This window comes from Polynucleobacter asymbioticus QLW-P1DMWA-1, from assembly GCF_000016345.1.
GTDB lineage: Bacteria > Pseudomonadota > Gammaproteobacteria > Burkholderiales > Burkholderiaceae > Polynucleobacter > Polynucleobacter asymbioticus.
On record NC_009379.1, the window covers coordinates 1805658 to 1817601 of the forward strand.

Sequence of the window (11944 nt, forward strand, 5' to 3'; positions counted from 1 at the left end):
TTAGGCATCTTTAACCCTAAATCCCTCTTACTAAAGCCATTCAGGGCTAGCCGAAAATAGTCTTTGACTGATACAATCTTCTTTTTTCGCAATTAATGGAGTTATGTCATGGCAAAAGTTTGCCAAGTCACTGGGAAGAAGCCGATGGTTGGCAACAATGTATCCCATGCAAACAATAAAACGAAGCGTCGCTTTTTGCCTAATCTGCAAAACCGTCGTTTCTGGGTTGAATCTGAAAACCGTTGGATTAGCTTGCGCTTAACCAACGCTGGTTTGCGCGTTATCGACAAAAACGGCATCGATGCCGTGTTGTCTGATTTACGTGCACGTGGCGAAATTTAAGGAGCGCACAAATGGCTAAAGGCGGCAGAGAAAAAATCAAGTTAGAGTCATCAGCTGGTACTGGTCACTTCTACACAACTTCAAAAAACAAGCGTACAAAGCCTGAAAAGATGGAACTCATGAAGTACGATCCAACTATTCGCAAGCACGTAGCTTACAAAGAAACAAAGCTGAAATAAAGTATTCATTCAATACTTGTTTCTTGCAAAAAAAAAAAACCCGCTATATCAGCGGGTTTTTTATTGTCTAAGCCTCCAAGAAGAATTCTTAGAGGCTATTACGCCTTTATTGCTTAAGCGTAACGGCGTAACCTTAAAGAGAATTCACGTAAGCTCGTAAGGCCGCTATCTTCTGCACGCTGACACCAGGAATGTAATTGAGATACAAGTTGCTCGCCTGTCGCATTAGAACGACCCCAAATCGCTTGCAGATCACGGCGCATTTCAATCATTTTGCGTAACTGTGCATTTGTTGCCATCAACTCTTCTAGCTTCGTCTTCTCATCAACAGTTAAATGCGCTTCATCCTTGCCAAGCCAAGTGCGAGCGTCCTTTAGATGGGTCGCCAACACTTGCATGTGCTGTACCTCGTTATTAAAAAAGCTGCGCAGTGTTTTGCTGTAGCGCGCCATAATTTCATAACGGTTTGCGATGATGGCTTCGAGTGTTCCTTGATCCGCAGGACGCAAGTCACTAAGTACTGGCTTAGGTGAAGTCTTCTTCACTTTGGCCAAGCCCACGGCACTCATTATCTGAATGTACATCCAGCCAATATCAAACTCATACCACTTGCTAGAAAGCTTCGCACTGGTTGCAAAGGTGTGATGGTTGTTATGCAATTCTTCACCACCAATCAAAATACCCCAAGGAAAAATATTGGTGGACGCATCTTCACATTCGTAATTGCGATAGCCTAGATAGTGACCGATACCATTAATAATTCCAGCAGCAGTAATTGGTATCCAGAGCATTTGCACTGCCCAGACTGTTAGGCCAATTGCGCCAAACAAGAACACATCAATGATGAGCATCAGCGCTACACCCTGCCATGAGAATTTAGAGTAGACGTTGTGCTCGACCCAGTCATCTGGTGTGCCGTGACCAAATTTGTCTAAGGTTTCTTGATTGTGGGATTCTTTTTTGTAAAGCTCAGCTCCACGAGACAACACTGTTCCAATACCTAAAATTTGTGGGCTATGCGGATCATCTACCGTCTCGCATTTGGCGTGGTGCTTACGATGAATGGCTGCCCATTGTTTAGTAACCATGCCGGTTGTCAGCCAGAGCCAAAACCGGAAAAAGTGGGACATGATCGGATGCAGATCTAGGGCACGGTGTGCTTGACAACGATGCAAGAAGATAGTCACGCCAGCAATCGTGATGTGCGTCACCACCAAGGTGAAGACTACGATTTGCCACCAAGCCCAGTTAAGGTAGCCGTTGGATAGCCAGTTAAGGAATAAATCAAAACCTGAGACAGAAGCTGAGTTCAAAAAGGGTATCCCTAGAAAGATCTAAAACCCTATTTTAGTTCTTTAACTACTTTCTTGCTTTTGACTTTTACCGACTTTTCGTCATCTTTATCGACAGTTAGGGCAGAAACAGAGGCTTTTTTCTGAAAAACAGCCCCAAAGAAACCATCCGTCCCATGAATATGAGGCCACAATTGCCACCATGGATTATCAAGACTGCAGCCCAAAGGTAATTTATCCTTTGGAAACAATGGTTTAAGAACTTCTGCAGCAGGAACTGCCTCAAAATTGGGGTGCTTTTCCAGAAATGCTTCTGCAATTTGTTGATTTTCTTGGGGCAAAAGGCTGCAGGTTGCATAAACGAGGCGACCGCCGGGCTTTAATAAACGGCTGGCAGAGGACAAGATGTTCATTTGTTTCTCGTTTAGCTCTAAAACCCCTTCTGGAGTCTGACGCCACTTGAGATCCGGATTGCGCCGCAAAGTACCCATTCCACTACAAGGGGCATCAACCAAGACGCGATCGATCTTTCCTGCCAGACGCTTGATCTTGGAATCGTTTTCGCTATCAATCCATACAGGGTGTACGTTCGAAAGGCCGCTACGAGCCTGCCTAGGCTTCAAATTCGCCAAACGACGCTCTGATGTATCCAAGGCATAGAGACGTCCTGTGGAGCGCATCAAAGCCCCAATAGCCAAAGTCTTGCCACCGGCACCAGCGCAGAAATCTACTACCATTTCTCCACGCTTTGGAGCGAGCAGATAGGCCAGGAGTTGGCTACCTTCGTCCTGAACCTCAAACATGCCCGCTTTAAAGCCAGCAGTATTTTGCAGGGCGGGCTTACCCATAATGCGTACACCATCTGGTGCATAAGGAGTGGGGATTGCTTGATAACGACCACCTAGTGCATTCATCTGCACAAGCAATTCTTCGCGAGTGGTTTTCATAGTGTTTGCACGCAAATCCAATAGGGCTGGATGCATTAATGCTTTGGCTAATTCTTCGCGAGTATCTTCGCCGGGATATTTACCAAAAGCATCCCATAACCATTCTGGTAAGTTATTACGCACCAAGGGATTGAGGGCAGCAGGATCGACTGTTGCAAAACGTTGCAACCACTCGTACTCACCTGGCTTGAGAACGTGTGCTAAATCAGCAATCGCGCTTTCAGCCCGATTCGCAGACCCTAACCCACCTTCTGACAGAGCAGACAGCAAACCCAATAGGGCCAAGCGTCTGGCCTGTGAACCTTCACCACTCACAGCAAATTGTGAGAACTCATTTTTACGGCGAAGAATAGCAAAAGCACTCTCAGCGATTAAGGCGCGATCACGATTACCGAGTTGTGGCTCAGCACGAAAATATCGACTGACTACGCGATCAGCTGGCTGCTCAAAACTGAGTAATTCTGGGAGTAATCGCTCCAAGTGAATTGCGTGCTGAGGCAAAGCTTTAGCATTCGAAAAATTCTTTTGACCTTCTGGGGCAATGATGTTGCCACTCGCATTACGACGCTCGGGACGACGTAAAGGATCTTTCGACTTTGTAGCGTAACTTTTATGTGGCGCCAATCGGCTACCTGATTTACGGGGAGGACGTTCTGCACTCATAATTTTATAAATTGCGACTCTGGGGGTTGTAACTTCACTTGATTACCTTCTATTCGCAATCGTCCATCAAGGAACCATTTTACGGCCCGCGGGTAAATCTGATGCTCAGCAGCCAAAACTCGAGCTGCCAAGGTATCGGCACTATCTCCATCAAGCACTGGTACACAGGCCTGACAGATGATTGGGCCCTCATCGACACCTTCTGTTACAAAGTGCACCGTAGCACCGTGCTCCTTCACTCCAGCCTCTAAAGCACGTTCGTGGGTATGTAAACCTGGAAAGGCTGGAAGCAAGGCAGGATGAATATTCATTAAACGCCCCTCAAAATGACGGATAAATCTGGGGGTCAAAATTCTCATAAAGCCCGCCAAAACAACCAAATCAGCCCCTAGAGCATCAATTTGCTCAATCAGGGCTGCATCGAAGGACTCACGGCTTGCATGCTCTTTATGCTCGATTACATAGGCTGGAATGCCCTGTGAGCGAGCAAAATCAAGCCCCTTGGCCGCAGAGTGGTTGGCAATCACGCCAGCAAATTTGACGGGCCATTGCTCTTTTTGAGCAGTTTTAACGATCGCCTCGAAGTTGGATCCGCGGCCTGAGATTAAGGTAACGATTGAAAGCATGCCCACAATATAATTGATGGCTACCCTGAAAGCGATTTTGTGAACGTATTCCGTGGCCCCACCCAGTTTTCTGCAGGACTTGCTTGTGCCCTTACCATCGGCAACTTCGATGGCGTGCATAGGGGTCATCGCGCCCTATTAAAGCAATTAGTAGATGGCGCCACCGAGCGAGGCTTGGTAAGTTGCGTCATGACGTTTGAGCCTCACCCAAAAGAATTCTTTTCCCCTGAGCAGGCGCCCCCCAGAATTTTGAACTTACGCGATAAGTTAGCTGCTTTGGCAGAGCTAGGAATTGACCGCGTTGTTGTCGAACACTTTAATACTGCTTTTGCTCGCCTCTCACCTGAAGAGTTTGTTTCTGAAATTATTGTTAAACGACTCAATGCCAAATGGATTTTGATTGGCGATGACTTTTGCTATGGTGCAAAACGCGCCGGTGATTTTGCAAGCTTAAAAGCTGCTGGGGAGAAGTATGGCTTTGAAGTTTCCAGCATTCAAACCATACTCGAAAATGGCGAGCGTATTTCTAGTTCTGCACTACGTAATGCATTAGGCAGCGGTGATATGTTGCAAGCAGAAAAATTACTCGGACGACCTTATAGTATTTCTGGTCACGTGATTCATGGTCAACAACTCGGTCGTCAATTAGGATTCCCCACTTTAAATCTTGCGGTTGCAAACCATCTTCATCATCGTAAACCGGCAACTACTGGCATCTTTACCGCTCAAGTATTGGGACTCTCAGATAAAGCCCTGCCAGCGGTTGCTAGCCTAGGTGTACGGCCAACAGTTGAAGACGAAGGACGCGTTCTTTTGGAAACCCATGTGTTTGATTATCAGCAAGATGTGTATGGAAAAATTATTACCGTCGAACTCTTAGAAAAGATTCGCGACGAGGCCAAGTATGATGGTCTCGTCGCCCTTACCCAAGCTATTGCATCAGATGCAAAGCACGCCAGAAATTATTTCAAGAAAAAAGCTTATGTCTGAAAAAGAAAATACTTACCCCGTCAATTTACTAGATAGTTCATTTCCAATGCGGGGAGATTTGGCCAAGCGCGAACCCCAATGGGTAGCTCAGTGGCAAAAAAATAAACTGTATGAAAAGATTCGTGCTGCCCATGCCAATCAACCAAAGTTCATTCTGCATGATGGCCCTCCTTATGCCAACGGTGATATTCATATTGGTCATGCGGTAAATAAAATTCTGAAGGACATGATTGTCAAATCTCGTTGGTTAATGGGCTTTGACTCTGCTTATGTTCCAGGCTGGGATTGTCACGGAATGCCAATTGAGATTCAGATTGAAAAACAATTTGGTAAAAATTTGCCTACTGCCGAAGTGCAAGCTAAGGCACGTGCTTATGCCCAAGTACAGATTGATAAACAGAAAAAAGATTTTGAGCGTTTGGGGGTGTTGGGTGACTGGAATAACCCTTACTTGACCATGAACTTTCGCAATGAAGCCGATGAAATTCGGGCGCTAGGGAAAATCTGGGAAAAGGGTTACGTCTTCCGCGGCCTAAAACCAGTTAACTGGTGTTTTGATTGCGGCTCAGCTCTGGCTGAGGCTGAAGTGGAGTATCAAGATAAAACTGACCCTACCGTTGATGTCGGCTTTGCGTTTGATGAGGCGCAACGCCCACAACTTGCAAAAGCATTTGGGCTGAGCGAACTACCGAATAAGCCAGGTCAGATCGTTATTTGGACAACTACACCTTGGACTATTCCGGCTAACCAAGCGATGAACGTCCATCCAGAATTAATTTATGCATTGGTCGACGTTGGCGACAAGTTATTGATCCTGGCCAAAGACCGTGTTGAAACTTGCTTGCAAGACTATGGCCTCGAAGGAAAAATCATTGCTACATGTACGGGTAGTCAATTGGCTAATATTTCTTTTTGGCACCCTTTGGCATCATTACATGAGGGATACAAAAGACTCTCGCCAATCTATCCAGCCGAGTACGTCACCATCGATACCGGTACTGGCATTGTTCACTCCGCACCAGCTTATGGCGAGGAAGACTTTAAATCTTGTAAAGCCAACAATCTTGCTGATAAAGATATTCTCAATCCAGTGATGGGTAACGGCGTCTATGCATCATGGCTCCCGCTCTTTGCCAATGAATACATTTGGAAGGCCAACCCAAAGATTGTTGAAGCAATGCGCGAAGCAGGCAGCCTCTTACGTGACAAGACGTATACCCACTCATACATGCATTGCTGGCGTCATAAGTCACCCATCATCTATCGTGCAACCTCCCAGTGGTTCGCCAGTATGGATAAAAAGCCAACAGATGGCAAAGCTAGCTTGCGAGAAACTGCATTAGCCGGAATTGAAAATACTGAGTTTTTCCCGGCATGGGGTAAACAACGCTTACACAGCATGATTGCCAATCGTCCAGACTGGACTTTGTCCCGTCAACGTCAATGGGGTGTGCCGATGGCTTTCTTTGTACACAAAGAAACTGGTGATCCTCATCCACGCACAGTAGAACTTCTAGAAGAAATTGCCAAGCGGGTAGAAACCGGTGGCATTGAAGCATGGCAACAATTGGAAGTTGCTGAACTGCTTGGAGAAGAAGCATCTCAGTACGAAAAAAATCGTGACACTCTTGATGTGTGGTTTGATTCAGGCACAACGCATTGGCACGTGATTCGCGGCTCGCACCGTGATGAATTACTAACGGCTGAAGCTGAAACGCCGCAAGGACGTTTAGCCGACCTCTACCTCGAAGGATCAGATCAACACCGTGGCTGGTTTCATTCATCCCTCTTAACTGGCGCTATGTTGGATGGTAAGCCTCCTTACAAAGCTCTGCTTACCCATGGCTTTACCGTTGACGGTCAAGGTCGCAAGATGAGTAAGTCTGTTGGTAATGTGATCGCACCCCAGCAAGTTGCAGATAAATTAGGGGCAGAAATTATTCGCCTCTGGGTTGCATCCACCGATTACTCTGGTGAAATGACAATTTCAGATGAAATTCTCAAACGAGTTACTGAGAGCTATCGTCGCATTCGTAATACCTTGCGTTTCTTATTAGCCAACCTTTCTGACTTTGATCATGCTAAGCATGCAATGCCTGTTGATCAATGGCTTGAAATTGACCGCTATGCACTTGCCTTAGCAAATCAATTACAAGAGGACGTTGAGGCCCATTACAAAGCTTATGAATTCCAGCCAGCAGTGGCACGCATGCTCTCATTCTGCTCTGAAGATTTAGGTGGCTTTTATTTAGACATCATCAAGGATCGTCTTTATACAAGCGCGCCTAATTCTCCTGATCGCCGAGCTGCACAAAATGCGCTATTTCACATTACTCGCAATCTCTTGAAGTGGTTATCCCCATTCCTCTCTTTTACTGCTGAAGAGGCCTGGAAGGACTTTCCACACGGTTCAGACAACCAAGCGTCGGAATCTATCTTTATGGAAGAATTTGGTAGCTTCCCTGAAATTACTGACTCGCAAGAACTACTTGCCAAATGGAATCGTATTCGTGAAATTCGCTCTGAAGTTACTAAAGCAATTGAGGTAGAGCGTGAAGCTGGTAATGTGGGCTCATCCCTACAAGCTGAACTCACGATCAAAGTGGGTGATGTGGACTTTGCAATTCTTCACTCGCTAGAGAATGATTTACGCTTTGTAACCATTACCTCTAGCGCCTCTATTGAACTGAGTAATGCGGGCTTAGAAGTATTAGTGCGTGGTAGTCAATATAAGAAATGTGGGCGATGCTGGCATCACACCCCAGACGTGGGCGCAAATTCAGACCACCCTGAGTTATGTGGGCGCTGTATTAGCAATCTATTTGGCGACGGCGATCATCGCTTATTTGCATAAGCGAGATATTGACTACATGAGCATCTCATTTCTTCGCTGCCTAGCAATTGCCTCAATCACTCTACTGTTAGATCAGATGAGTAAGTGGCTTGCGCTTACCAATCTCCAAATGGGGGTTCCAGAACCCGTGTTCCCATTTTTAAATTGGTTGCTCCTCTTTAATCCTGGTGCTGCATTTTCATTTCTGGCGCAAGGCTCGGGTTGGCAGCGTTGGTTTTTTACTTTCCTTGGCGTGCTAGCGAGCATCTACATAGTGGTTATGCTTCGCAAGAATCAACAGGATGGCTTACTTTGCGTGGCTCTGAGCTTGATCCTAGGGGGTGCACTGGGCAATGTCTTAGATCGCTTGATGTATGGCGCAGTTGTGGATTTTATTGATCTTCATTACGCCAATTGGCATTGGCCTGCATTCAATGTTGCTGATAGTGCCATTTGCATTGGGGCTGTACTCATTATTTTCGGCGAATTACATAAGTCATTTGGCAAATCTCCTCAATCCCATTAAGCTGGCGCCATGCAATCACTTTTAAATAAGAAAATCGTTCTGGGTATTTCTGGTGGAATTGCTGCTTACAAAGCACCAGAGCTTGCACGTCAATTAATGCAGGAAGGCGCAACAGTCCAAGTAGTCATGACTGAGGCTGCACAACAATTTGTTACGCCGGTCACTATGCAAGCCCTCACAGGCAATCCTGTTTATTTGAGCCAATGGGATAGTACTGTTCCAAACAATATGGCGCACATCGAGTTATCCCGTTCTGCGGATGCAATTCTGGTTGCGCCCGCAAGCGCTGATCTCATCGCTAAACTTTCTCTAGGCTTAGCAGATGATTTATTGAGCACACTCTGTCTTGCTAGAGATTGTCCACTGCTAGTGACACCTGCAATGAATAAACAGATGTGGGAGCATGCCGCCACACAAAGAAGTGTACAAAGACTCTCGGAAGATGGCGTCACCCTGCTGGGTCCCGCAAGCGGTTTTCAAGCTTGCGGTGAAACAGGGATGGGTCGCATGCTTGAGCCTTCTGAAATTACAGAGCAACTGATTGCCTTCTTCCAGAAAAAGTCGCTGGCCGGTAAAAAAGTCTTAATTACGGCAGGACCAACCTTCGAAGCCATCGATCCCGTCCGCGGTATTACTAACCACAGCTCAGGCAAGATGGGCTTTGCAATCGCTAGGGCTGCTGTTGAAGCTGGCGCTCACGTACATTTAATTGCAGGGCCATGTGATCTAGATACACCGCTCCAAGCTACCGGACAAATTACCCGAACCAACGTCATTAGCGCTAAAGAAATGCATGCTGCAACTTTAAGCTTAACTGACTACGATCTATTTTTTGCAGTCGCTGCAGTAGCTGATTGGGGCATTGCAAAACCATCCAAAGAAAAAATTAAGCGCCAAGGTAAAGAGGCGCCGAACTTGGAATTTATTGCAAACCCAGACATTCTGTTCGACGTTGCCAAGTCCGTAAAAACCAAAGCCGGCAAACCCCACCCATATTGCATTGGCTTTGCCGCTGAATCCACTAATCTAGAAAAACATGCTGACGAAAAACGCAAGCGCAAAGGCATCCCGATGATTGTCGGCAATATAGGCCCAGAAACCTTTGGTAGTGACTTAAATCAGTTACTTGTGATCGACGCCAATGGTAGTAAAAAAATCGCTAAAGCTGAAAAGCTGCAATTGGCTCGACAGCTCATACAGCTAGTAGCCAAGAAAATTTAAACCCTCACTACTTTTTTCTCATTATTCGTTTTAGGAAATCTCATGCAATCTCTTCAGGTCAAAATTCTCGATGAACGCATGCGCGATCAATTGCCAAGCTATGGCACGCCTGGTAGCGCTGGTTTAGATTTACGTGCCTGTATTGATGAGGCTATTGAGATTGTGCCGGGCCAAACAGTCTTAGTACCAACTGGTCTGGCTATTTATGTAGAAGACCCACGTTATGCAGCTTTCATTCTACCGAGATCAGGTCTTGGACATAAACACGGCATTGTGTTGGGTAACTTAGTTGGATTAATTGATTCAGATTACCAAGGCCAACTGATGGTGAGCACCTGGAATCGCGGGTCTAATCCATTTAAGCTCGAACCCATGGAGCGTCTTGCACAACTAGTAGTGATGCCAATTCAACAGGTAGAACTGAAGGTTGTAGAAGAATTTACAGAAAGCAGTCGTGGTGCAGGCGGCTTTGGTAGTACGGGTAGAACTTAATAATGAACCGTCGGGGTGCATTAACCTGCCTATGCGGCTTGAGCCTCGGACTATTAAGTCAAAGCGCTCTAGCGAAAACTGAACTTGCCTCAGTTCCCCTAGCGCAACATGAATTAGGTATGCGTGCAGCTATCGCCATCGCTGCACAAAATGCGAGCTACCCATTTGGTGCAGCAATTACCAACTCCAAGAGTGGCAAAATTCTTGCACAAGGCGTAAACAAGACCTTTTCCAACCCAGTACTTCATGGTGAAATGGTTTGCATCAACCAATATGTCGCACAGCATGGTAATCAAGGCTGGGCTAATCTCATTTTGTATACAACTGGAGAGCCTTGCCCTATGTGTATGAGCGCCCTCATCTGGAGTGGCATAGGGGGCGTAGTTTACGGCAGTTCAGCCAACACCATTAAAAAGTCAGGCATTGATATCTTTACCTTTAGTGCCAAAGAAATCAATCAAGGAAACAACTTTAGCCAAACTCAATTACTGGGCGGCATCCTTGAAGCAGAGTGCGACTCTCTATTTGCCAACCGGAAGATAACAACCCCTATTAATGCATAAATCCACCCGAGGGTGGATTTTTTTAAGAGCCATGTGGGTCAAGCTCCCCCTCCCACTTTGAAATGACTGCTGTCGCTAAGCCATTTCCTAAAACATTAGTGGCAGAGCGTGCCATATCCAAGAAATGATCTACCCCTAAAATTAATAAAACGCCCGCTTCTGGCAAGTTAAATTGGGAAAGAGTCGCAGCAATCACCACCAAGGAAGCACGGGGAACTCCAGCAATTCCTTTTGATGTGATCATCAACACCAGCAACATCAGGAGCTGCTGAGAAAGCGTCATGTCAATTGAATATACCTGAGCAATAAACACCGCAGCAAATGAGCAGTACATCATGGAGCCATCAAGATTAAATGAGTATCCAATCGGCAGAACAAAAGAGGCTATCTTATTTTTGCAACCGAACTTTTCTACCTGCTCAAGAGTCATGGGATAAGCGGCTTCGGAGCTAGCCGTACTAAAGGCCAACAAAATCGGTTGGCGCAACATGGAAACCAGATGGAATGCTCTTCTTTTGAGAACAATGGAGCTAATTAAAACAATCACTAGCCACAATATCAAAATCGACCCATAAAAACTGGCCATAAACTTTCCATAGGTCATCAAAATAGCCAGGCCATTTTCAGCAACCACAGAGGAGACTGCTGCAAAGACTGCAAATGGCGCAAACTTCATGACGGCATTTGTAATCTTGAGCATGATATGGGAGAGCATATCTAGATTGCGAATAAATTCCTCAGCCCTTTGCCCAAAGCTACCCGCAGCAACGCCAAAAAATATAGCAAAAACGACTATTTGTAATATTTCATTTTTGCCCATGGCATCAAAAATACTGCTTGGGAAGATGTGCTTGAAAAACTCACGCACGTTAAACCCGCTCTTATCTAAGCCAGTATTCGCCGTCACCTCTGGAATAGGCAAATTCACACCAATGCCAGGATGCAAAAGATTGACCATCAATAGGCCCAATAAGATGGACACCAAGGACATACCAATAAACCAAGCAAAGGTCTTTAGACCCACACGCCCTATAGCCGAGGCATCACCCATTCTTGCAATGCCAACCACTAGAGTACTAAAGACTAAGGGGGCAATAATCATCTTGATTAATCTTAAGAAGATATCCGTTAATACAGAAATATATTCCACATAGTTTGCGGCGAATCCCGAAGCTGACCCGTACACATGAACAAGATAACCACTAACAATCCCTAAGAGCATTGCCCCAAGGATAAAGTTTGTTAATTTTTTAGATGTCATCACATTCCT

Annotated in this window: 12 protein-coding genes; 8 read left to right on the forward strand and 4 right to left on the reverse strand. The window is 45.8% G+C overall.

Annotation, left to right across the window (positions count from 1 at the left end):
* Positions 1-108: 108 nt before the first annotated feature.
* Both rpmB and rpmG read left to right on the forward strand, forming a co-directional pair.
* Positions 109-342 carry a 50S ribosomal protein L28 gene (gene rpmB, locus PNUC_RS09015; protein WP_011903570.1) on the forward strand — a complete coding sequence of 78 codons (234 nt, stop codon included), beginning with the start codon at positions 109-111 and terminating at the stop codon, positions 340-342.
* Between the two features lie 11 nt (positions 343-353).
* Positions 354-521 (forward strand): 50S ribosomal protein L33, encoded by a 168-nt coding sequence (gene rpmG / locus PNUC_RS09020; protein WP_011903571.1) that lies wholly within the window; start codon positions 354-356, stop codon positions 519-521.
* Between the two features lie 113 nt (positions 522-634).
* Here the strand turns inward: rpmG and PNUC_RS09025 are convergent, their stop codons facing one another.
* The 3 genes from PNUC_RS09025 to purN are packed head-to-tail and all read right to left on the reverse strand — an operon-like array spanning position 635 to position 4049.
* Positions 635-1834 (reverse strand): DesA family fatty acid desaturase, encoded by a 1200-nt coding sequence (locus tag PNUC_RS09025; RefSeq protein ID WP_011903572.1) that lies wholly within the window; start codon positions 1832-1834, stop codon positions 635-637.
* A 29-nt stretch (positions 1835-1863) separates the two neighbouring features.
* Positions 1864-3423 (reverse strand): RsmB/NOP family class I SAM-dependent RNA methyltransferase, encoded by a 1560-nt coding sequence (locus tag PNUC_RS09030; protein ID WP_048812155.1) that lies wholly within the window; start codon positions 3421-3423, stop codon positions 1864-1866.
* Complete coding sequence (purN, locus tag PNUC_RS09035) at positions 3420-4049, reverse strand: phosphoribosylglycinamide formyltransferase (protein ID WP_011903574.1); 630 nt, start codon at positions 4047-4049, stop codon at positions 3420-3422. The genes PNUC_RS09030 and purN overlap by 4 nt, the downstream gene beginning before the upstream one ends.
* Positions 4050-4088: 39 nt before the next feature.
* Here purN and PNUC_RS09040 point away from each other — a divergent pair, with 39 nt between their 5' ends.
* Genes PNUC_RS09040 through PNUC_RS09065 form a run of 6 tightly spaced genes read left to right on the forward strand, consistent with a single transcriptional unit; the run spans position 4089 to position 10674 of the window.
* Positions 4089-5039 carry a bifunctional riboflavin kinase/FAD synthetase gene (locus PNUC_RS09040; protein ID WP_011903575.1) on the forward strand — a complete coding sequence of 317 codons (951 nt, stop codon included), beginning with the start codon at positions 4089-4091 and terminating at the stop codon, positions 5037-5039.
* Complete coding sequence (ileS, locus tag PNUC_RS09045; protein ID WP_397428501.1) at positions 5014-7893, forward strand: isoleucine--tRNA ligase; 2880 nt, start codon at positions 5014-5016, stop codon at positions 7891-7893. Before PNUC_RS09040 ends, ileS begins: the two co-directional genes overlap by 26 nt.
* Positions 7894-7909: 16 nt before the next feature.
* On the forward strand, positions 7910-8398 hold the full coding sequence (gene lspA / locus PNUC_RS09050; protein ID WP_011903577.1) for a signal peptidase II: 489 nt from the start codon (positions 7910-7912) through the stop codon (positions 8396-8398).
* Between the two features lie 9 nt (positions 8399-8407).
* A complete protein-coding gene (coaBC, locus tag PNUC_RS09055) occupies positions 8408-9619 on the forward strand; it encodes a bifunctional phosphopantothenoylcysteine decarboxylase/phosphopantothenate--cysteine ligase CoaBC (protein WP_011903578.1) in 1212 nt (403 codons plus the stop codon).
* 42 nt (positions 9620-9661) lie between these two features.
* Positions 9662-10111: a dUTP diphosphatase gene (gene dut / locus PNUC_RS09060; protein WP_011903579.1), complete on the forward strand. Its 450-nt coding sequence runs from the start codon at positions 9662-9664 to the stop codon at positions 10109-10111.
* A gap of 2 nt (positions 10112-10113) precedes the next feature.
* The gene (locus tag PNUC_RS09065; RefSeq protein ID WP_011903580.1) at positions 10114-10674 is read left to right on the forward strand and encodes a nucleoside deaminase; all 561 of its coding nucleotides are present in this window, start codon (positions 10114-10116) and stop codon (positions 10672-10674) included.
* 22 nt (positions 10675-10696) lie between these two features.
* Here PNUC_RS09065 and PNUC_RS09070 read toward each other — a convergent pair whose 3' ends face one another.
* Complete coding sequence (locus tag PNUC_RS09070; RefSeq protein ID WP_011903581.1) at positions 10697-11935, reverse strand: dicarboxylate/amino acid:cation symporter; 1239 nt, start codon at positions 11933-11935, stop codon at positions 10697-10699.
* Positions 11936-11944: the final 9 nt, after the last annotated feature.

Bases quoted from the DNA above. Each gene is read 5' to 3' on its own strand.
- rpmB (WP_011903570.1), top strand. From the start codon at position 109: ATGGCAAAAGTTTGCCAAGTCACTGGGAAGAAGCCGATGGTTGGCAAC.
- rpmG (WP_011903571.1), top strand. From the start codon at position 354: ATGGCTAAAGGCGGCAGAGAAAAAATCAAGTTAGAGTCATCAGCTGGT.
- PNUC_RS09030 (WP_048812155.1), bottom strand. From the start codon at position 3,423: ATGAGTGCAGAACGTCCTCCCCGTAAATCAGGTAGCCGATTGGCGCCA.
- purN (WP_011903574.1), bottom strand. From the start codon at position 4,049: ATGCTTTCAATCGTTACCTTAATCTCAGGCCGCGGATCCAACTTCGAG.
- lspA (WP_011903577.1), top strand. From the start codon at position 7,910: ATGAGCATCTCATTTCTTCGCTGCCTAGCAATTGCCTCAATCACTCTA.
- coaBC (WP_011903578.1), top strand. From the start codon at position 8,408: ATGCAATCACTTTTAAATAAGAAAATCGTTCTGGGTATTTCTGGTGGA.
- dut (WP_011903579.1), top strand. From the start codon at position 9,662: ATGCAATCTCTTCAGGTCAAAATTCTCGATGAACGCATGCGCGATCAA.
- PNUC_RS09065 (WP_011903580.1), top strand. From the start codon at position 10,114: ATGAACCGTCGGGGTGCATTAACCTGCCTATGCGGCTTGAGCCTCGGA.
- PNUC_RS09070 (WP_011903581.1), bottom strand. From the start codon at position 11,935: ATGACATCTAAAAAATTAACAAACTTTATCCTTGGGGCAATGCTCTTA.